This is a genomic window from Streptomyces paromomycinus, from assembly GCF_003865155.1.
Lineage (GTDB): Bacteria > Actinomycetota > Actinomycetes > Streptomycetales > Streptomycetaceae > Streptomyces > Streptomyces chrestomyceticus.
Map to the genome: position 1 here is coordinate 2,794,906 of NZ_BHZD01000001.1, position 19,497 is coordinate 2,814,402.

Sequence of the window (19,497 nt, forward strand, 5' to 3'; positions counted from 1 at the left end):
TCGGGCCGGCGGGACCAGACCGGAGGACCGGCCGGAGGACCGGCAGCGGGCGCCTGTCCAGCACAGGTGCCCGGCGTACACGAGGAGCCGCCCGGCATGACGGATTGCAGGACGCGGCACAGTCCGCACACGGAAAGCGCTGGAGCCCCCGGATACCTTGCGTACGCGGCCGTGTCAGCCGTCGCGGTGCCCGGGCCCGAGGGCGGCGAGGGGACCGTTCGGTGACCCGTGCGGCCGGGCCCGGGGCGCACTCGGGCGAGCTCCCCGGAATGACCGCTTCCGAGCGGCGGCGGGCCTGGCGCACCACCTGGCTGCTGGTCGCCTTCATGCTCGTCAACTTCGCCGACAAGACGGTGCTGGGCCTGGTCGCCGCCCCGGTGATGGCCGACCTTCACCTGACCCGCGCACAGTTCGGCACCGCGTCCGCCGCGTTCTTCGCGCTCTTCAGCCTGGCGGCGCTCGGCGGCTCCTTCCTCACCCGTACGGTACGCACCCCGGTCCTGTTGCTCGGCATGGCGCTGCTCTGGTCAGCCGCCCAGTTGCCGATGCTGCTCGGTGTGGCCGGTTTCGGCGTCCTGGTCGCCACCCGGGTGCTGCTGGGCGCGGCGGAGGGCCCGGCGACTCCGGTTGCGGTGCACCACCTGCACGGCTGGTTCGAGGAGCGCGACCGTACGCTGCCGACCGCGCTCTTCCTGGCCAGCGCGGCGGTGGGGGTCGCCGTCGCGGCGCCGGTGCTCGGCGCGGTCACCGCCGCGTGGGGCTGGCGCTGGGCGTTCGGCGTGGTGGGGCTCGCCGGCCTGGTGTGGGCGGCGGTGTGGCTCCGGTACGGCGAGGAAGGACCGCTGGCGCCCCCGGTGGGACGGCGGCCCGCCGGTGACGCCCCGGTGGAGCAGCGGTCCGCCGGTAGCGTCCCGGTAGGTCAGCGGCCCGCCGGCAGCGTTCCGGCGGGACGGCGGCCCACCGGCGGCGCCTCCGTGGGCGGCGGTTCCGTCCCGTACCGCAAGGTGCTGCTCTCCAGGACCTGGCTGTCCGCGGCCTTCGGCGCGTTCGCCGCCTTCTGGACGGTGTCGGCCACGCTCACCTGGGCCGCGGACTACTTCCAGGAGGTGAGCGGGCTGGGGCTGCGCCGGGCGAGCCTGTTGATCATGCTGGCCGCGCTGGCCAAGGGCACCGCGATGCTCGTCCACGGCCTGCTCGTACAGCGCGCGGGCAGGCGCGCGGCAGTCGGCCTGCGCCCCCGCGTTCCCCTCCCCGCCGGTGTGAAGAGCGGGCTGGTGCTGCTCCTCTCCGGCGCGGCGACCCTGGCCTTCGCCGCGACGGACGCACTGTGGCTGAAGGCCGTCCTGCTGCTCGGCCCGATGGCCGTCTCGGACATCATCATGACGGTGGCGCAGACCTCGGTCTCCCGGATCTCCCCCGCGGACCGGCGCGGCGTCACGCTCGGCGCGCTGACCTGCGTCTTCGCCCTGGCGGGCATCCTGGCCCCCGCGGTGACGGGCCGGCTGGTGGACGCCGGGGAGACCGTCGCGGACGGGTACCTCGGCGCGTACGGGACGATGGCGGGCCTGACGATGCTGGCCGGAGTGGCCGTGACGCTCTTCCTGCGCCCCGAACGGGACGCGCGGCGGCTGGGGGTGGCGGAAGCGACGGTCGTGCGGGGCTGAGCACCTCGCGCCCCGCGCCCCGCCTCGCACCCCCCACCTCGCGTCCCGCGCCCCGCGCCACCCGTGCCCCCCCTGCCCTCACCCACCCAGCGCCCGCACCCCCGCCGTCACCGCCACCGCGACCGCCACGACCAGCAGAAACGGCGCGCGGAGCAGCAGCGCGACCACCGCGGCACCGACGCCCGCCACCTTGGCGTCGAACAGCAGCTGGTGCCCGTCGCTGAAGGTCTCCTGGGCGGTGAGCGCGGCCAGCAGCGCCACCGGCAGCAGGGCGGCGAGGCGCTTGACGAGCGGCTTCTCCAACGCACCCGCCGGTACCAGGAGCCCGAGGTACTTCACCAGGTAGCAGCCCACGGCGGTGACGCCGATCGCGATCCAGACACTCATCGTGCGTCCACCTCTCCCGCGCTGTTCCCTCGTACGTGTGTATCCATGCCGGTTTCCGGCTCGTCAGAGGTACGCGTACGGGCCCGGCGCCCCTCCACGTACAGGACGGCCGGTGCGGCGAGCGCCGCGACCAGGACCGGCACACCCGCCGGCAGCAGCGGCAGCGTCACCAGGAGCAGCACGACCGCGAGCCCCGCGGCGGAACGTTCCACCGTCGAGGTCAGCAGGGGAGCCAGCAGCGCCACGAAGACCGCGGGGCCGGCCGCGTCCAGGCCCCAGGCCGCCTGGTCCCCCAGAGCCCCGGCACCCCTGGCACCGGCGAACGTGGTGAGGTTCCACAGGAGGTACAGGGTCACCCCGGTGACCGCGAACCCGAGGCGCGCGCCGCGCCGGTCGGGCTGGGTCAGGGCGACGGCCGAGGTCTCGTCGATGACCCAGTGGGCGGCGAACGGCTTGGCCGCGGCCCGCAGCCCGAGGAGGCCGGACAGCCGTAGCCCGTAGAACGCGTTACGGGTCCCCAGGAAGAACGCCCCGGCCGCGGCGGTGAACGGATTGCCGCCCGCGGCCAGCGCGCCGACCAGCGCGAACTGCGAGGCGCCGGTGAAGACCAGCAGGCTCAGCGCACAGGCCTGCAGCACCGACAGGCCCGAGCCCACCGCGGTCACCCCGAAGGCGAAGCCGGACAGCCCGACGGCGACGCCGACACCGAGCGCGTCCCTGACGATGGCGGAGGAGGGCTTGGTCTGTCGGGTCTGTCGGGACTGTGGTGTCTGCTGAGGGTTGTGCAGCTCTTGAGTTTCTTGAATCTGTCGGGTCCCCCGGGCCTCTTGGGCCCCCCGGGCTCCCCGGATCTCTCGGGTCCCCCGGGCCTCATGAGTCCGCCGACTCTCCTGGTTCCCCCGGGCCTCTTCGGACGCACCTAGTTCTTGGGACAGTTGGGACTTCTGATCTCGTTCTCGCTGTGTTTCCTGTGCCACGCTCCGGACCCTAGGAAGCGCCCTTCCCCGCGGTCTTGTACGTTCTTGCGCCGCCCGCCCGCTCCCGCCGGTAAGCACCCGGCGGCACACCCACGATCCGGGTGAAGTGCCGGTTCAGGTGGGGCTGGTCGGTGAACCCGACGGCGACGGCGGCGTCCGCCGGTGCCGAACCGGCCTCCAGGAGCCGGCGCGCCCGGCGTACGCGGGCGTTCGTGAGCCAGGCGTGCGGCGGCATCCCGTACGCGTTCTTGAAGGCGCGCAGCAGGGCGAACGGGCCGGTGCCCAGTTCCCGGGCCAGCTGCTCCAGGGTCGGTGGCGCGGTCAGCCGTGCCTCCAGGAGTGCTCTGGCGCGTTCGGCGGTACGGGCTCCCGCCGTGCCGGGCGTACGGGCCGGCAGCGGGCCGCCGTGGCGCCGCAGCAGCCGGGCCACCACGATGCGCAGCAGGCTGTCGGCGGCCAGCGCGTTGCCTTCCTCGGCCGCGCGGTGCACACCGTTGACGAGGTGGACGGCGAGGGTGTCGTCCACGAGGGTCTCGGTGAACGCGGCGGTGCCGGTCAGGCCGGTCGTCTCGGCCGCGATACCGGCGACGAGCTGTTCGCAGGGGTAGAGCGTCGAGTACGACCAGCCCTCCGGCACACCGGCCTGCGCGGTGTGCGGCACCTCGGGGTTGATCATGATGATGCCGCCGTGCCCGGCGTCCGTGACGCCGTCCGGCAGTCCGACCCGCTCGACGCCGCCGGTGACGGCGCCCAGGACGTAACCGTCGTGGGAGTGGCGGGGGAAGGAGTGCCGTACGTAGCGGGCGCGCAGCAGGTCCAGGCCGGGGAGTTCGGCGTACTGCCAGTGCCGGGCCCACTCGCCGCCTTCGCGGCCGGCGGGCGCCGCGGCCCGGCACCCGCCCGTACAGGCTCCCGCGCCCGTCGCCACCGAGCCCGTCAGCCCCGGCCCGCCTTCCGCGCCCCGCGCGTCCTTGGCCCCGTACCCCGTCATGGCTCAATTGTGCTGCCGCCCGGCCCGCCGTGGCCGGTCCGTCCGGCACGCGGACGGCGCCGACTGTCGCCGCTCGTCCGCATCACCGCAGGTGAACGGCGAGTCACCGGCGATTGTCAGTGGTCCGTTGCACGATGGGGGACATGGCCAAGGCAGCGCTCGACTCGTTCTCCCCCGCGACCCGCGACTGGTTCACGGGGGCGTTCCGCGCGCCCACCGCCGCGCAGGAGGGTGCCTGGCGGGCCATCGGTGAGGGCTCGGACGTGCTGGTGGTCGCGCCGACCGGCTCCGGCAAGACCCTGGCCGCCTTCCTCGCCTCGCTCGACCGGCTCGCGAGCGTCCCGGCGCCCGCCGAGCCGAAGAAGCGCTGCCGCGTGCTGTACGTCTCCCCGCTGAAGGCCCTGGCGGTCGACGTCGAGCGCAACCTGCGCAGCCCGCTGACCGGCATCCGCCAGGAGTCCGTGCGGCTCGGGCTGCCCGAGCCCGACATCCGGGTGGGCATCCGCTCCGGTGACACCCCGGCCGCCGAGCGCCGGGCGATCGCCAACCGTCCGCCGGACATCCTCATCACCACCCCCGAGTCGCTCTTCCTGATGCTGACCTCCTCGGCCCGGGAGGCCCTGGAAGGCGTCGAGACGGTGATCGTGGACGAGGTGCACGCCGTCGCGGGCACCAAGCGCGGCGCCCATCTCGCGCTCTCCCTGGAGCGGCTCGACCATCTGCTGGAGCGTCCGGCCCGGCGCATCGGCCTGTCGGCGACCGTGCGCCCGGTGGAGGAGGTGGCCCGCTATCTGTCGCCGCAGCGCCGGGTGGAGATCGTCCAGCCGCCGTCCGGCAAGGAGTTCGACCTTTCGGTGGTCGTTCCCGTCGAGGACCTGGGCGAGCTGGGCGGCTCGCCCGTCCAGGAGGGCGACACCGGTGAGAAGCCCTCCATCTGGCCGCATGTCGAGGAGAAGATCGCCGATCTGGTCCAGGCGCACCGCTCGACGATCGTCTTCGCCAACTCGCGGCGCCTCGCCGAGCGCCTGTGCAACCGGCTCAACGAGATCGCGTACGAGCGCGCCACCGGCGAGGCGCTGCCCGAGGACCACTCCCCCGCCGAGCTGATGGCGGAGGCCGGCGCCGCCAAGGGGGCGCCCGCGCTGCTGGCCCGCGCCCATCACGGCTCGGTGTCCAAGGAGCAGCGGGCCCAGGTGGAGGAGGACCTGAAGGCGGGCCGGCTGCCGGCCGTGGTCGCCACGTCCAGCCTGGAGCTGGGCATCGACATGGGCGCGGTCGACCTGGTGGTGCAGGTCGAGTCCCCGCCGTCGGTCGCCTCCGGCCTCCAGCGGGTCGGCCGGGCCGGCCATCAGGTCGGCGCGGTGTCCCGGGGCGTGGTCTTCCCCAAGTACCGCGGCGACCTCGTGCAGGCCGCGGTGGTCACGGAGCGGATGCGCGCGGGATCCATCGAGTCGCTGCGCGTCCCCGCCAACCCGCTCGACGTGCTGGCCCAGCAGCTGGTCGCGATGGCGTCGATGGACACCTGGGACGTGACCGAGCTGCTGGCCCTGGTCCGCCGGTCCGCCTCCTTCGCGGCCCTGCCCGAGTCGGCGTTCAACGGCGTGCTGGACATGCTCGCGGGCCGCTATCCCTCCGACGCCTTCGCCGAGCTGCGTCCGCGCGTCGTCTGGGACCGGGTGGCGCAGACGGTCACCGGCCGCCCGGGGGCGCAGCGGCTGGCCGTCACGTCCGGCGGCACGATTCCCGACCGGGGCCTCTTCGGCGTCTTCCTGGCCGGTGCCGATCCCAAGAAGGGCGGTGGGCGCGTCGGGGAACTGGACGAGGAGATGGTCTACGAGTCCCGCGTCGGCGATGTCTTCACCCTCGGTACGACGTCCTGGCGCATCGAGGACATCACCCGGGACCGAGTGCTGGTCTCCCCGGCCCCCGGAGTGCCCGGCCGACTGCCTTTCTGGAAGGGCGACCAGCTCGGCCGCCCCCTCGAACTGGGCCGTGCGCTGGGCGCGTTCCTCCGCGAGATCGGCTCCCTCGCCCCGGAGGCCGCCCGCGAGCGGCTGGCCGCCGCCGGCCTGGACGACTGGGCGACGGGCAACGTCCTCACGTACCTCACGGAGCAGAAGCAGGCCTGCGGCCATGTGCCGGACGACCGCACGATCGTCGTCGAGCGCTTCCGCGACGAGCTGGGCGACTGGCGGGTGGTGGTGCACTCCCCGTTCGGCGCGCAGGTGCATGCCCCCTGGGCGCTCGCCCTCGGTGCCCGCCTCGCCGAGCGCTACGGCATGGACGCCCAGGTCATGCATGCCGACGACGGCATCGTGCTGCGCCTGCCGGACGCCGACCTGATGGGCCTGGACCTGCTCGACAGCGACACCGGCGACTTCGACCCGGCGGCCCGCGGCATGGAGTACGACCCCGAGCAGTCCCCCGTGGGCGCCGCCGACGTCGTCTTCGACCAGGGCGAGGTCGACCAGGTGGTCACGGACCAGGTGGGCGGCTCGGCCCTGTTCGCCTCCCGGTTCCGCGAGTGCGCGGCCCGCGCCCTGCTGCTGCCCCGCCGCACCCCCGGCAAGCGCACCCCCCTGTGGCAGCAGCGGCAGCGCGCTTCCCAGCTCCTCCAGGTGGCGGGCGAGTTCGGGTCGTTCCCGATCGTGCTGGAAGCCGTCCGCGAGTGCCTCCAGGACGTCTTCGACGTACCCGGCCTGACCGAGCTGATGGGCGACATCGAGGCCCGCCGGGTCCGCCTCGTCGAGGTCACCACCCCCGAGCCCTCCCCCTTCGCCCGCTCCCTGCTGTTCGGGTACGTGGCCCAGTTCCTGTACGAGGGTGACTCCCCCCTCGCCGAGCGCCGGGCCGCCGCCCTCTCCCTGGACTCCCGGCTGCTGGCCGAGCTGCTCGGCCAGGCCGAATTGCGCGAACTGCTCGACGCCGACGTCCTGGCCGAGCTGGAGAGCGAACTGCAGTGGCGCACCGAGGACCGCCGGGTCAAGGACGCGGAAGGCGTCGCCGACCTGCTGCGGATGCTCGGCCCGCTCACCGACGACGAGCTGGGCGAGCGCGGCGCCGAGTCCGGGTGGGTCCGGGAGCTGGCGTCGGCCCGCCGGGCCATCACGGTCCGTATCGCCGGCCGGGACCACTGGGCCGCGATCGAGGACGCGGGCCGGCTGCGCGACGCCCTGGGCACGGCCCTGCCCGTGGGCGTCCCGGAGTCGTTCACCGAGCCCGTCAAGGATCCGCTCGGCGACCTCCTGTCCCGCTACGCCCGTACGCACGGCCCGTTCACCTCCGAGCAGGCCGCCACCCGCTTCGGCCTCGGCACAGCCGTCACGGACGGCGCCCTGCAACGCCTGGCCGCGGCCGGCCGCGTGGTCCAGGGCGAGTTCCACCCCTCCGGCATCGGCCAGGAATGGTGCGACGCCCAGGTGCTGCGCCGCCTGCGCCGCCGGTCCCTGGCCGCCCTGCGGCACGAACTGGAACCCGTACCGCCCGCCGCCCTCGCCTCCTTCCTCCCGCAGTGGCAGCAGGTGGGGCCCCTACGGCCGCCGGCACAACACGGCGCCGGGGCACGGCGCGGCGGCTCGTACGGCCTGCGCGGCATCGACGGCCTGGTCCGCGCCGTCGAGCAGCTGCAAGGGGCGTCCGTGCCCGCCTCCGCCCTGGAGAAACTGGTCCTGCCGTCCCGGGTCGGCGACTACGCCCCGGCGCTGCTGGACGAACTGACCTCCACCGGCGAAGTCCTGTGGGCCGGCGCGGGAGCACTGCCCGGCAAGGACGGCTGGGTGTCCCTCTACCTCGCCGACACCGCCCCGCTGCTCCTGCCGCCACCGCACCCCCTGGAGCTGTCCCCCCTCCACGAGTCCGTCCTCCAGGCCCTCGCCCCCGGCTACGGCCTCTTCTTCCGTCAGCTCGCCGACCAGGTCCGCGCCACCACCCACCCCGAAGCTACGGACCCCCAACTCGCCGACGCCCTGTGGGACCTGGCCTGGTCCGGCCGTCTCACCAACGACACCCTCGCCCCGCTCCGGTCCCTCCTCGGCTCGGGCCGCACGTCCGGTTCCACCGCCCACCGCGCCAAGCGCGCGGTCCCCCGCGGCCGGTACGGCTCACTGACCGCCGCCACCGGCCGTACGGGCCGCCCCACCGCCTCTCGCTCCGGCCCGCCCACCGTCGCCGGCCGCTGGTCGCTGCTCCCCGCCCCCGAACCGGAACCCACCCACCGCGCCCACGCCTTGGCGCGCGCGCTCCTGGACCGCCACGGCGTCGTCACCCGCGGCGCCGTGGCCGCCGAAGGCGTCGAGGGCGGCTTCTCCGCCGCGTACCGCGTCCTGGCCGCCTTCGAGGAGACCGGGCAGGCCCGGCGCGGCTATGTGGTCGAAGGGCTGGGAGCGGCGCAGTTCGCGATGGACGGCGCGGTCGACCGGCTCCGCGCCGTCAACACCGGCCGCGAGCGGGTCGCCGACGAGTACGCCCAGGACGGCCCGGGGGACCGCCGCTCCGCCGGACCGCAACGGGCTCTGGTGCTGGCCGCCGCCGACCCGGCCAACGCGTACGGAGCCGCCCTGTCCTGGCCCGAGCCGCCCGACGGCTCGACGCACAAACCGGGCCGCAAGGCGGGCTCCCTGGTCGTCCTCGTCGACGGCGAACTGACGCTCTACATGGAACGCGGCGGCAAGACACTGCTGGCCTGGACGCACGCCGCCGACGGCACCGCACCCGGCAGCGGCTCCCCCGCCGCCACCCGACAGCGGCTCGCCCTCGAAGCGCTCACCGACGCGGCCCGCGCGGGCGCCCTCGGCACGATCACCGTGGAGCGCGTCAACGGCACCGCCGCCCTCACCGCCCCGCTCGCCCCAGCCCTGGAGGCCGCCGGTTTCCACCCCACCCCACGCGGCTTCCGCCTCCGCCCCTGACCACCACGACGCGACCGCCCGCAGGCCGCATTCCCGGACAGCGGACCGCAGACAGCAGACCGCAGACCGCAGACCCCAGACCGCAGAATCCCGGCCGCAGACCCACTCCCCGGACAGCAGAGCCCAGACCGCAGAACCCAGACAGCAGCCCCCAGACCGCTGACCGCAATCCCCATCCGTACGCGATCCATGCCCGCCCCCGCCCGGCCCTGCCCAGCCCCGAACCAACCGAACCGGGCTCCACGGCCCCTCACCCGGCCCCTCACCCGGCCCCACCCGGCACAATGTCCCCATGCCCGAAGGCGACACCGTTTGGCGCACCGCCCGCCGTCTGCACGAAGCGCTGGCCGGCAAGCCGCTGACCCGATCCGACCTGCGCGTGCCGAAGCTCGCCACCACCGACCTGTCCGGCCGCACGGTCCTGGAGGTGGTCCCGCGCGGCAAGCACCTCCTCACGCGCGTCGAAGGCGGCCTGACCCTCCACTCCCATCTGCGCATGGACGGCGCCTGGAAGATCTACGCACCCGCCGAGCGCTGGCGGGGCGGCCCCGCCCACCAGATCCGCGCGGTCCTCGCCACCGCCGACCGCACTGCCGTCGGCTACCGCCTCCCCGTCCTCGAACTCCTGCACACCGCCGACGAGGGCGACGCCGTGGGCCACCTGGGCCCCGACCTGCTCGGCCCCGACTGGGACCCGGCCGAGGCTCTGCGCCGCCTGCTCGCCGACTCGGACCGACCCCTCGGCGAGGCGCTGCTCGACCAGCGCAATCTGGCCGGCATCGGCAACGTCTTCAAGTGCGAACTGTGCTTCCTGCTGCGTGCCTCCCCCTGGCTCCCGATCGGCCGCCTGCCGACACCCGAACGCGCCACCACCCTCGCCAAGAAGCTCCTGGAAGCCAACAAGGACCGTCTCGCCCGCGTCACGACACCGAGCGCCCGCCCGGACCGCCGCCAATGGGTCTACGGCCGCGCCGGCCGGCCCTGCTTCCGCTGCGGCACACCGATCCGTACGGGAGAGCAGGGACCGCCCACCCAGGAACGCGTCACCTACTGGTGCCCCACCTGCCAGCCGGAGGAGGACGGGACAGCACCGGAGGGCCACAAAGCCGCGCCACAGCACGGTGTCTGACCTCACGTCACTTCATGGCCGCGCCCTCCCCCGCCCGGCCTCCCCGTCTTCCCCACCCGCCTCCACCCCACCCACGCCCCACTCCGTCACCCCACCCACGCCCCACTCCGTCACCGAAACGGTCGCCCCCAGGGCCACCGCCCCACCCGCCCCACCCGCTGCGCCCTTCCGCCCCCTTCGCCCGATCGGGTGACCTCGCCTCCCTTCCAGCACCCCGCCACCCCGGCGCCCCCTACCACCGGCCGCCGGCACCTCCACCCCGCTTCCAGTCCCCTCCCCGGCCCCGGCCGCTCCGCCTCCTGTCCCTGTGACCGCCCCCGCTCCCACTCCCGCCCCCGCCCCTGCCCCGCATCCGCTCCGCCCACGGCACGCAGTGCACCGGCAACAGGCTCAGCCCCCACCCGCCGGCCGCCACCGCTCCCTCGACGATTCCTTGTGTGCCCGGCCACAGCGTCAGCCGGAGTACGGCCCACCACCACAGGCCCGCGGCGGCAACCCTGGCCGCCAGCCGGGCCGGGGATATACCGAACCGGGCGAAGAAGTCGTGCCTAGCCATGGCTGCCTCCTCCGGCCGACGCTAGACGGACGCAGCCGCCCAGCGGGAGGGCGCACCGGGGCACAACCGGCGCGAACGTTTCGACGGGGCCCGCTCGTCCATGCCCCGTTCTCACGGATCTCTGTCTTCCCGGTATTTTCGCCCGCCGCCACCCGGCCCGCATCCAGACGCCCCGCGCCCGGCGCCCGCGTGAAGGACGCGCGCACCGGCGCGGCCGGGCCCCTGCGCCCCGTACACCAGCCCGAACCCGTACCTCCCCGGCCCGTCGCCCGGTGTCTCTTACGCTGCACTGAATGATCAGCGCCGACGGCGGGCACCGCCCGAGATCCACCGAACGGAGGCCGCCCGTGAGCACCGCTTTTCCTGCCCGCGAGCTGCGCATCGGAACCCGTACGAGCCCCATGGCCCTCGCCCAGACCGCCCGCGTCACCCAGCTGCTGCACCAGCTCGACCCGCGGCTGCGGACCGTGGCCGTCCCGGTCCGGACCGAGGCCGATCTCTGGCACGGCGAGCTGTCCGGCATCGGCGGGAAGGGCCTGTTCGTCAAGGCTCTCGACGTACGGTTGCAGAGCGGCGACATCGATCTCGCGCTGCACTGCCTCAAGGACGTGCCCGGCGACGTGCCGTTCCGCGCGGGCCTGGTCGTCGCCGCCCACCTGGAGCGCGCCGACGTCCGGGACGTCCTGGTCGTCCCGGAACACTCGGCGGTGCGCCGCCTCGACGACCTCCCGCCCGGCGCCCGGGTCGGCACCGCCTCCGTACGCCGCCGGGCCCAGCTCCTGCGCATCCGCCCCGATCTGCGGATCGTTCCCGTACGCGGCGCGGTGGGCACCCGCCTCGACCTCCTGGACGGCCGGCCAACCGCCCCCACCACCCACACGAACACCACCGACACCACCGACACCACCGACTTCGCCGACCCGGCCGCCTCCACCGAGCCCTCCAGCCCCGCCCACCTCGACGCCCTGGTCCTGGCGAGCGCCGGACTGGCCCGGCTCGGCCTGAGCCACCGGGCGCGGCAGATCTTCGAGATCGAGGAAGTGTTGCCGGCCGTCGGTGCCGGCGTCCTGTCCCTGGAGTGCCGCCGCGACGACAGCGCCGTCGCCGCCCTGCTGGAGCAGCTCAACCACGAGCCCACGCTGACCGAGGCGACCGCCGAACGCGTCATGCTCCAGGGCCTGCGCGGGCACTGCAACAGCCCCATCGCGGGCTACTGCGTCACCGGCCCGGGCGGCCGGCTCTCCCTGCGCGGGAGGGTCTTCTCCCCGGACGGCGCCGCCTTCGCGCAGGTCCATCTGTGCAGCGACGCCCCGCACGATCCGGCGGCACTCGGCGCGCACGCCGCCACCGAACTCCTCAGCCAGGGTGCCCGCTCCCTGATCGACACCGGAATTCCACTCTGAACCTTCGCGCCGAACCGCTTTTCCGCACTTCTCGCATTTCGCACACCGACCCCGGCCCGAACCGACGCGAAGCATCGCATCATCGCCTGCGCGGGAATCATTCCCCTGGCCCTCATCCGCGGCCCGATCCGCGGAATTCCGTTCTACTGGCAGCTGCTCGACATGTCGTTCGGCGTCTTCGGCGTGATTCCCCTGCTGGTGGTCCGCCGAATGATCAAATGTCTGGAAGCGTACGAACTCGCCGCCTGACCGTGAACCAGGCCGCAGGAACGGACATCGGCAAGACCTCCCCCGCATTCCGGGGGAGGCCCGTCCCGTGGTACGTCAGCCCGCCTGGCTGCTGTCCTTGAGCGTGCCCCAGCCGTGCCAGCGGTCGATCTCGATCCACGCGCTGACCCGGGCGCGGTCGCGCTGCGGATAGGCGTCGCCGAGGTAGTGGTGGGCCAGCCGGTCGATGTCGGTCAGGTCCTTGTCCTCACGGAATTCGGTGACGCGGCCGATGATGCTGATGTGGGTGTACCAGCTCGACTCGTCGAGGACGGTGATCGTCACCCGGGGGTCGTTCCGCAGGTGCTCCAGGCGCCTGCGGCCCTCGTCCATGTTGACGAGCACCCGGCCGTCGTCCCAGAGGTACCAGGTCGCCGTGGAGACCGGCTGCCCGTCCGACCGCAAGGTCGTGATGACGGCCGGGTTGGCCTTCTCCAGCACGGCAACCGCCTCTTGCGGCAGCGGGGGTTTCGACATAGCGGACACTCCTCCATAGGTTGCTGATCCGGCGTTCGTCTCCCCAATATGATCGTCCGCCCACGCCTTCCCGATTCACAGACACGCCACTGCGGCGCGACCGTCACGCGGGTCGCACGACCGCGTCACCGTCCGCTACCTTCGGCAACCCGCACCACGACCACCAGGGGCCGGAGCGCCAGTGACCCCCACCCCCGCCTCTTCCAGCCCCGTCCCCCCCACAACCACCCTCCTGACCCAACTCACCACCACGCTCGGTCACCCCGTTCCTGCCGTCTGGGCCGAGGCCGTGCGGGCCGTGCCGCGGGACCGGTTTCTGCCGGGGCGCATCTGGCTCCGCGACGGGGCCGGCGGTTACGTACCCTGCGACCGCGCCACGGATCCGGCCCGCTGGGCCGAGGCCGCGTACCGTGACGTGCCGATCGTCACGCAGATCACCGAGGACGACGACGGGTTCCAGGAGCCCACCTCGTCCGCTTCCGCGCCCAGCACGGTGTTGCGCATGCTCGCGGACGCCGCGCTCGCCGACGGACACCGTGTCCTGGAGATCGGTACCGGTACCGGCTTTCACGCGGCCCTCCTGTCCCACCGGCTCGGAGCCGACCGTGTGGTGAGCGTCGAGGTCGACCCGCTGCTCGCCGAGACGGCCCGCGCCGGCCTCAAAGCCGTCGGGCACGCCCCTGCGGTGATCACCGGTGACGGGGCTCACGGGCACGCCGCCGACGCTCCGTACGACCGGATCATCTGCACCTGCTCCGTACGGTCCGTCCCCGCCGCCTGGCTCGCGCAGACGCTGCCCGGTGCCCGCCTCGTCGTACCGTGGAGCACCAGCTGGATCACGTACGGCACGCTCGTCCTCACCCGTCGGCCGGACGGTACGGCCGACGGGCAGTTCGCCGGTTACGGCTCCTACAAGGTGATGCGCGGCCAGCGCGCGTCCGCCGACCTCGACCGCGACCTGCTGCGCGCGGGGCAGCGTCCCAGTCGTCGCGACACAGCCCTGTCCCCCTGGGCGGTGGCCGGCGACAGCCTCGACGCGCAGTTCGCGATCGGTCTGCGCGCGCCCGAGTGTGGCACTCCTGGGACTCCGGCACCGACGAGGCGCACACCCGCCTGTGGCTGGCCGACGACGCCGCGACGTCATGGGCGTCGGTGGACTACGACGGCCGGCAGACCGCCGCCTACCTCGTGCGGCAGCACGGGCCGCGCCGGCTCTGGGACGAGATCGAGGCGGCCCACCAGCGGTGGGTGCGGGCCGGCGAACCGGAGATCGCCTGCCACGGCCTCACCGTCCGCCCCGAAGGTCAGCGCGTCAGGCTCCGCCCGCAACGGCCGAGCGCCCCTCCGGCCATGCCGGAGGGGCGCTGAAAAGGCGGGTCATGACGCTGGAAGTCAGGCCGACTCGGCCTGGAACATCCAGTGGTGCTTTTCGAGGTCGGCGGTGAGGCCGATGAGGATGTCCTGGGAGACCGGGTCGGGCTCGTCCGTGACGCGGATGCGCTCACGCATCCGGGCGATGACGGCGCCGAGCGCGTCGGTCACCACGCGGACGACCTCGGCGTCCTTGATCCAGTTGTCCTGCACCGTGTCGATGCCGCTGGTCTTCGCGACCGTCTCGGCCCGGCCGTCCGGCGAGACACCGATCGCCGAGGCACGCTCGGCCACCGTGTCGGCGTAGGCGCGGGCCGTGTCCACGACATCGTCGAGCTGGAGATGTACGGACCGGAAACGCGGGCCGATGATGTTCCAGTGGACCTGCTTCGCCACGAGCGAGAGATCCACCAGGTCGACGAGGGCTCCCTGCAGTGCTTCCCCGACCACCTTGCGCGCGTCGTCGGACAGCGTGCTCTTGACGACAGACATCCATTTACTCCTTTTCAGGGCGAATGACTCCGCTTCGCCCACCGTACAAACGATTGGTCCTGTCTGTACGGATCGGGTACCCAGATGCGCTGCGGTAATGCGCGGGTGCCTCACCTTGGGGACGAAGGTCCTCACCTCCCCGGCTTTCGCCCCGGGCACTCGGGCCCCCTCCCCTGCGGAACGGCCGTACGGCCTGCCGGAAAGTGCCCGGCCGCGCGGGCGCGAAACGCCTCGAACCCCGCCCGGCGGCGCCGGACGGGGTTCAGGAAAGTCGAGAGAGCTCTCAGGGAGACACGCGGGGGGACCCGATGGTCTCAGGCCGGTACGGCCCGGCGGCCTCAGGCCGCCACGACGTCCACGGCCTCTGCGGGGGCCTTGATCGTCACGCGGTCCTCCGGCACCCCGGCCAGCGAGGTCACGGACACCGAGTTCAGCTTGGGGCGGACCGGTGCGGGCACCGGGTCGCTCGCGGCGGCGGACCGCGCCAGTTCCGCGAGTGCCAGCTCGTCGCTGACCTCCCGCATGAGTTCGGACATGCGCACGTCCAGCGCGTCGCAGATCGCCGAGAGCAGTTCGGAAGAGGCTTCCTTCTGTCCCCGTTCGACCTCGGACAAGTAGCCGAGCGACACCCGGGCGGAGGAGGAGACCTCGCGCAGGGTGCGGCCCTGGCGCTGACGCTGTCGGCGCAGCACGTCACCCAGCAGGCGACGAAGCAGAATCATCGCTGGCTCCCTCCTCGGACCTCGGATCCGGATCCTTCTCGCCCCACCGTACCGCCTCGGGCCTCGGCCGTGCGGGGCGCGAGTTCGTGTTCACTCAGGGCTGCAAACATCAAATTTCCCCCCGTTGTTCCGTATCCTGTGCCGCCGCGTTCTCGGTCAGTTGGCTCACCAGCAGCCGGAGCACCGCCGCCACCGTGTCCCGGCGGATCCGCCGGCGGTCGCCGTCCAGCGTGAGGCGCAGTACACCGCCCGCTCCGCCGGGGCCGTCGGCCGCGACGAATACGGTGCCCACGGGCTGTCCGTCCTGGGGGTCAGGGCCGGCAACCCCTGTAGTGGCGATACCCCAGTGCGCGCTCAGCACACGCCTTACACCACGGGCCATCTGGCGGGCAACCTCCGCGTCCACGGCTCCGCGCGCGTCGAGCAGCGGCCCGTCGACCCCGAGAATGTCCCGTTTGAGCCCGGTCGCGTAGGCCGTCACCGAGCCCCGGAAGACCCGGGAGGCTCCGGGTACCCCGGTCAGCGCTCCGGCCACCAGCCCGCCCGTGAGCGATTCGGCCACGGCCAGGCTCTGTCCGCGCGCCGCGAGCATGTCGAGCGCCCGCGCCGCCACGGACGACGTCTCGTCGGCCGGCTCCAGGCCGGCCTCTCCGCCCGTGTCTCCGCGCGCTTCCCCGTCCGTGTCAGCGCGCATTTCCGCAGCCACTTCGGAAGGTCGCCAGGGCGGCCGGCTCCGGATTCACCGTACGGAGTTCCCGTCGTCCGCCACGGTCCCGGAGCGGCCCGCAGCTCCCGCGCTCCCGGCGGGGGCGTCGCCGTGCGCCTCGGCGGCCGTCCTGGCCCGCTGCTCGGCCTGTACGGCCCGCGCCTCGGCCAGCCCGGCCCGTCGCAGGACGACCGCCTGCCGTACGTAGTCCAGGCCGGTCACGACGGTCAGCGCCACGGCCACCGCCATCACCCACCACCGGAACGACGCCAGCGGCCCGGTCAGCGCGAGCACGTACATACCGACCGCGGTGCCCTGCGCGAGGGTCTTCAGCTTCCCGCCGCGGCTGGCCGGGATCACCCCGTGCTTGATCACCCAGAACCGCATCAGGGTGATGCCCAGCTCACGGAAGAGGATGACGCCCGTCACCCACCACGAGAGATCGTCCAGCACGGACAGGCAGATCAGCGCCGCGCCCATGATCGCTTTGTCCGCGATCGGGTCGGCGATCTTCCCGAAGTCGGTGACCAGGTTGTACTGGCGCGCCAGGTGGCCGTCGAACAGGTCGGTGATCATGGCGATGGCGAACGCCGCCCAGGCGAACGAGCGCCAGGCCGGGTCGTAGCCGTCGCCGTGCATCAGCAGCATCACGAAGGCCGGTACGAGCAGCAGCCGCACCATCGTCAGGACGTTGGCGATGTTCCACAGCCCGGCCGTCCGGACGGCCGGCGCCGGGCGGTGGTGCCCACCGGCCGCGGAAGCCGGGACTCCGGTCATCTGCCCGCCTCCTCAGTACACGGCGCGCCGTCCACCGACAGCACCTCGGCCACCAGGTCGACGCCCTCACTGGCCACGACCTTTGCTTCGACCATACGACCCGGCGCAAGGTCGAGTGAGGTGCGCAGCAAGGTGACGCCGTCGGTCTCGGGGGCCTGGTGCGCGGCGCGCCCCACGACCCCGTCCTCCTCGTCGACGCTGTCCACCAGGACCGTGACGGTCTCCCCCAGCCGCTCCTCGGCGCGCTGCGCGGTCAGCTCCTCGGCCAGCCGGGAGATGTGCGCGAGGCGCTCGGCGACCTCGTCCGGGTCGACCTTCTTGTCGTACGTGGCGGCCTCGGTGCCGTCCTCGTCGGAGTAGCCGAACACGCCGATCGCGTCCAGCCGGGCGCCGGTCAGGAAGCGCTCCAGCTCGGCGACGTCGTCCTCGGTCTCGCCGGGGAAGCCGACGATGAAGTTCGAGCGGGCGCCGGCCTGCGGCGCCTTCCCGCGGATCTGCTCCAGCAGGCCCAGGAAGCGGTCGGTGTCGCCGAAGCGCCGCATGGCGCGCAGCACGCCCGGCGCCGAGTGCTGGAAGGACAGGTCGAAGTACGGCGCGACCTTGTCGGTCTCCGTCAGCACGTCGATCAGGCCGGGGCGCATCTCGGCGGGCTGCAGGTAGCTGACCCGGACGCGCTCCAGGCCCTCGACGGCGGCCAGCTCCGGCAGCAGCGTCTCCAGCAGGCGGATGTCGCCCAGGTCCTTGCCGTACGAGGTGTTGTTCTCGGAGACCAGCATGATCTCCTTCACGCCCTGCTCCGCCAGCCAGCGCGTCTCGCCGAGCACGTCGGAGGGGCGGCGGGAGATGAAGGAGCCGCGGAAGGACGGGATGGCGCAGAAGGAGCAGCGGCGGTCGCAGCCGGAGGCCAGCTTCACGGACGCGACCGGGCTGGTGCCCAGGCGGCGCCGGAGCGGCGCGCGGGGCCCTGAGGCGGGCGCCACGCCCTCCGGCAGGTCCGCGGGGGCCGGAGCGGGCTCCGCCGCGCCGTGGCCGGGCAGCGCGACGCCTGCGGCGTCCTGGCGCTCGGCCGGGCTGATCGGCAGCAGCTTGCGGCGGTCGCGCGGGGCGTGGGCCTCGACGTTGCCGCCGCTCAGGATCGTCTGCAGCCGGCCGGAGATGTCGCTGTAGTCGTCGAAGCCGAGGACGCCGTCGGCCTCCGGGAGGGCGTCGGCCAGCTCCTTGCCGTACCGCTCGGCCATGCAGCCGACGGCCACCACGGCCTGGGTGCGGCCGTGGTCCTTCAGGTCGTTGGCCTCCAGCAGGGCATCGACGGAGTCCTTCTTGGCGGCCTCGACGAAACCGCAGGTGTTGACGACGGCGACATCGGCATCGGCGGCGTCCTCGACGAGGTCCCAGCCGTCCGCTGCCAGGCGGCCTGCGAGCTCCTCCGAGTCCACCTCGTTACGGGCGCAGCCAAGAGTGACAAGGGCGACGGTACGGCGTTCGGGCATGGAGTCAGCGTACTTTGTCCCCGCAACCTCCATCGCTGCCAGGGTTGCCCCGGCCGGCCGGCGCCCCGGTCCGGCCCTTGCCCCGCCCCGGTCCTGGCCTGGTCAGCCCGCCTGCGGGCCCGCCGAGTAGCTCAGCCGCTCGACCGCTCCCTTGTCGCCGACCTTCTCGACCTCCTTGCCGTTGACGAACAGCTGCACGACCCCGGCGTTGCCGACGACCAGGTCGATCCGCTTCTTGTCCGTGAAGGTCTTGGACTCGCCCTTCTTGAGCAGGCCGTCCTCCAGCAGCCGGCCGTTGGCGTCCTTGGCGGAGATCCAGCTCTGCCCGTCCTTCGCGGTGATCTTGATGGTGACCTTGTCCTTCGGGACGCCCGCGATGGCGCTCTCCGAGGGCCCGGGGCCGGGGACGGTGCTGGGCCTGGCGGTCTTGCCGGACTTGCCGGCGGCGGGCTTGGTCGGCTGCACCGGCGCCACGGTGTTCTCCCCCTCGGCGACCGCGCTCCCCTTGTCGCCGCCGCTGAAGAGGGTGAAGCCCACGAAGCCGACGACCACGACGATGGCCGCGACCATCGCCGCCGTCCAGTTCGGGCGGCCCCGCTCGGGCCGGATGCGCTCGGCCTCGAAGAGCGGCGCCGCGGGGGTCGGCTCGGGGCGGCCGCCGCGGTCCCCGTCGAACTGCGCGACCAGCGGTTCCGGATCGAGTCCGACGGCGCGCGCGAGGGTGCGCAGATGCCCCCGCGCGTAGACGTCGCCGCCGCACCGTGAGAAGTCGTCCTGCTCGATGCCCTGCACGATGGGCACGCGCACCCGGGTGGTGGTACTGACCTCGTCGACGGTCAGTCCCGCCGCGATACGGGCCTGCTGGATGGCGTGGCCGATGGAGGGCCGGTCGTCTTCGGAGGAGTTGCCGATGGACACGTGGGCGCCTTTCGAGCGTGAGCCACCTGCTGGAGGTTCAGTCTAGGGGTGTACCGAAAGGGTCGGGCAAGCGGAAGAGCGGACTTTGTACGCCATCAGAAGGCCGGGTGAGGCCGCCGGACGCCCGGTCCGGTTGCCGATGGTGCACCATCCTTCCACCACCTCCCTCAACTTGACGTAGCGACGGAGGAAACGGTTGCTTTCGATCTCCGACAGCCGCTTCGGACCGCCCGTACGGGTGAACTTGGAGCATGCTTCCCGGA

16 protein-coding genes and 1 pseudogene are annotated in these 19,497 nt (G+C 73.3%); 6 read left to right on the plus strand and 11 right to left on the minus strand.

Annotated elements, in window-relative coordinates; translation table 11 throughout:
• The first annotated feature begins 269 nt into the window (after positions 1 to 269).
• Positions 270 to 1,664, plus strand: a complete 1,395-nt coding sequence (locus tag OEIGOIKO_RS11175) for an MFS transporter (RefSeq protein ID WP_170251688.1) — start codon at positions 270 to 272, stop codon at positions 1,662 to 1,664.
• Between the two features lie 78 nt (positions 1,665 to 1,742).
• Here OEIGOIKO_RS11175 and OEIGOIKO_RS11180 read toward each other — a convergent pair whose 3' ends face one another.
• From OEIGOIKO_RS11180 to OEIGOIKO_RS11190, 3 genes are all read right to left on the minus strand, one after another.
• Complete coding sequence (locus OEIGOIKO_RS11180) at positions 1,743 to 2,051, minus strand: AzlD domain-containing protein (RefSeq protein ID WP_125053917.1); 309 nt, start codon at positions 2,049 to 2,051, stop codon at positions 1,743 to 1,745.
• Complete coding sequence (locus OEIGOIKO_RS11185; RefSeq protein ID WP_170252029.1) at positions 2,048 to 2,839, minus strand: AzlC family ABC transporter permease; 792 nt, start codon at positions 2,837 to 2,839, stop codon at positions 2,048 to 2,050. The genes OEIGOIKO_RS11180 and OEIGOIKO_RS11185 overlap by 4 nt, the downstream gene beginning before the upstream one ends.
• A 199-nt stretch (positions 2,840 to 3,038) precedes the next feature.
• Positions 3,039 to 4,019 carry an AraC family transcriptional regulator gene (locus tag OEIGOIKO_RS11190; RefSeq protein ID WP_125053918.1) on the minus strand — a complete coding sequence of 327 codons (981 nt, stop codon included), beginning with the start codon at positions 4,017 to 4,019 and terminating at the stop codon, positions 3,039 to 3,041.
• A 143-nt stretch (positions 4,020 to 4,162) separates the two neighbouring features.
• Between OEIGOIKO_RS11190 and OEIGOIKO_RS11195 the strand changes: the two genes are divergently transcribed.
• The 3 genes from OEIGOIKO_RS11195 (at position 4,163) to hemC (ending at position 12,014) form a co-directional block, all read left to right on the plus strand.
• Positions 4,163 to 8,926, plus strand: a complete 4,764-nt coding sequence (locus tag OEIGOIKO_RS11195; RefSeq protein ID WP_125053919.1) for an ATP-dependent helicase — start codon at positions 4,163 to 4,165, stop codon at positions 8,924 to 8,926.
• A gap of 292 nt (positions 8,927 to 9,218) precedes the next feature.
• Positions 9,219 to 10,055 (plus strand): Fpg/Nei family DNA glycosylase, encoded by an 837-nt coding sequence (locus OEIGOIKO_RS11205; RefSeq protein WP_125053921.1) that lies wholly within the window; start codon positions 9,219 to 9,221, stop codon positions 10,053 to 10,055.
• 903 nt (positions 10,056 to 10,958) lie between these two features.
• Positions 10,959 to 12,014 (plus strand): hydroxymethylbilane synthase, encoded by a 1,056-nt coding sequence (gene hemC / locus OEIGOIKO_RS11220; RefSeq protein ID WP_125053923.1) that lies wholly within the window; start codon positions 10,959 to 10,961, stop codon positions 12,012 to 12,014.
• 324 nt (positions 12,015 to 12,338) lie between these two features.
• On the opposite strand, the gene OEIGOIKO_RS11225 is transcribed toward hemC, so the two are convergent.
• Positions 12,339 to 12,758: a PPOX class F420-dependent oxidoreductase gene (locus OEIGOIKO_RS11225; RefSeq protein ID WP_125053924.1), complete on the minus strand. Its 420-nt coding sequence runs from the start codon at positions 12,756 to 12,758 to the stop codon at positions 12,339 to 12,341.
• 354 nt (positions 12,759 to 13,112) lie between these two features.
• Positions 13,113 to 13,262: a hypothetical protein gene (locus tag OEIGOIKO_RS42685; RefSeq protein WP_246178279.1), complete on the minus strand. Its 150-nt coding sequence runs from the start codon at positions 13,260 to 13,262 to the stop codon at positions 13,113 to 13,115.
• On the opposite strand from OEIGOIKO_RS42685, the pseudogene OEIGOIKO_RS42690 reads away from it, so the two are divergent.
• Both OEIGOIKO_RS42690 and OEIGOIKO_RS42695 read left to right on the plus strand, forming a co-directional pair.
• A pseudogene (locus OEIGOIKO_RS42690) lies at positions 13,192 to 13,524 on the plus strand (methyltransferase domain-containing protein); the annotation flags it as partial. The gene OEIGOIKO_RS42685 and the pseudogene OEIGOIKO_RS42690 overlap by 71 nt on opposite strands.
• A gap of 302 nt (positions 13,525 to 13,826) precedes the next feature.
• A complete protein-coding gene (locus tag OEIGOIKO_RS42695) occupies positions 13,827 to 14,126 on the plus strand; it encodes a hypothetical protein (RefSeq protein ID WP_246178281.1) in 300 nt (99 codons plus the stop codon).
• Positions 14,127 to 14,150: 24 nt separating this feature from the next.
• Here OEIGOIKO_RS42695 and OEIGOIKO_RS11235 read toward each other — a convergent pair whose 3' ends face one another.
• The 6 genes from OEIGOIKO_RS11235 to OEIGOIKO_RS11260 form a co-directional block, all read right to left on the minus strand.
• The gene (locus tag OEIGOIKO_RS11235; RefSeq protein WP_031008226.1) at positions 14,151 to 14,621 is read right to left on the minus strand and encodes a Dps family protein; all 471 of its coding nucleotides are present in this window, start codon (positions 14,619 to 14,621) and stop codon (positions 14,151 to 14,153) included.
• Between the two features lie 338 nt (positions 14,622 to 14,959).
• Positions 14,960 to 15,343: a helix-turn-helix domain-containing protein gene (locus OEIGOIKO_RS11240; RefSeq protein ID WP_030024638.1), complete on the minus strand. Its 384-nt coding sequence runs from the start codon at positions 15,341 to 15,343 to the stop codon at positions 14,960 to 14,962.
• A gap of 109 nt (positions 15,344 to 15,452) precedes the next feature.
• Positions 15,453 to 15,935 carry a CinA family protein gene (locus OEIGOIKO_RS11245; RefSeq protein ID WP_246177982.1) on the minus strand — a complete coding sequence of 161 codons (483 nt, stop codon included), beginning with the start codon at positions 15,933 to 15,935 and terminating at the stop codon, positions 15,453 to 15,455.
• Positions 15,936 to 16,082: 147 nt separating this feature from the next.
• Positions 16,083 to 16,826, minus strand: a complete 744-nt coding sequence (gene pgsA, locus OEIGOIKO_RS11250) for a CDP-diacylglycerol--glycerol-3-phosphate 3-phosphatidyltransferase (RefSeq protein ID WP_125053925.1) — start codon at positions 16,824 to 16,826, stop codon at positions 16,083 to 16,085.
• Positions 16,823 to 18,316 carry a 30S ribosomal protein S12 methylthiotransferase RimO gene (gene rimO, locus OEIGOIKO_RS11255; RefSeq protein ID WP_125053926.1) on the minus strand — a complete coding sequence of 498 codons (1,494 nt, stop codon included), beginning with the start codon at positions 18,314 to 18,316 and terminating at the stop codon, positions 16,823 to 16,825. Before rimO ends, pgsA begins: the two co-directional genes overlap by 4 nt.
• A gap of 102 nt (positions 18,317 to 18,418) precedes the next feature.
• Positions 18,419 to 19,234: a helix-turn-helix domain-containing protein gene (locus OEIGOIKO_RS11260; RefSeq protein ID WP_125053927.1), complete on the minus strand. Its 816-nt coding sequence runs from the start codon at positions 19,232 to 19,234 to the stop codon at positions 18,419 to 18,421.
• Positions 19,235 to 19,497 lie beyond the last annotated feature (263 nt).

Bases quoted from the DNA above. Each gene is read 5' to 3' on its own strand.
- OEIGOIKO_RS11245 (WP_246177982.1), bottom strand. From the start codon at position 15,935: ATGCTCGCGGCGCGCGGACAGAGCCTGGCCGTGGCCGAATCGCTCACG.
- OEIGOIKO_RS42685 (WP_246178279.1), bottom strand. From the start codon at position 13,262: ATGCGCAACACCGTGCTGGGCGCGGAAGCGGACGAGGTGGGCTCCTGG.
- OEIGOIKO_RS11195 (WP_125053919.1), top strand. From the start codon at position 4,163: ATGGCCAAGGCAGCGCTCGACTCGTTCTCCCCCGCGACCCGCGACTGG.
- OEIGOIKO_RS11225 (WP_125053924.1), bottom strand. From the start codon at position 12,758: ATGTCGAAACCCCCGCTGCCGCAAGAGGCGGTTGCCGTGCTGGAGAAG.
- rimO (WP_125053926.1), bottom strand. From the start codon at position 18,316: ATGCCCGAACGCCGTACCGTCGCCCTTGTCACTCTTGGCTGCGCCCGT.
- OEIGOIKO_RS11205 (WP_125053921.1), top strand. From the start codon at position 9,219: ATGCCCGAAGGCGACACCGTTTGGCGCACCGCCCGCCGTCTGCACGAA.
- OEIGOIKO_RS11190 (WP_125053918.1), bottom strand. From the start codon at position 4,019: ATGACGGGGTACGGGGCCAAGGACGCGCGGGGCGCGGAAGGCGGGCCG.
- pgsA (WP_125053925.1), bottom strand. From the start codon at position 16,826: ATGACCGGAGTCCCGGCTTCCGCGGCCGGTGGGCACCACCGCCCGGCG.
- OEIGOIKO_RS11235 (WP_031008226.1), bottom strand. From the start codon at position 14,621: ATGTCTGTCGTCAAGAGCACGCTGTCCGACGACGCGCGCAAGGTGGTC.
- OEIGOIKO_RS11180 (WP_125053917.1), bottom strand. From the start codon at position 2,051: ATGAGTGTCTGGATCGCGATCGGCGTCACCGCCGTGGGCTGCTACCTG.
- OEIGOIKO_RS11240 (WP_030024638.1), bottom strand. From the start codon at position 15,343: ATGATTCTGCTTCGTCGCCTGCTGGGTGACGTGCTGCGCCGACAGCGT.
- OEIGOIKO_RS11175 (WP_170251688.1), top strand. From the start codon at position 270: ATGACCGCTTCCGAGCGGCGGCGGGCCTGGCGCACCACCTGGCTGCTG.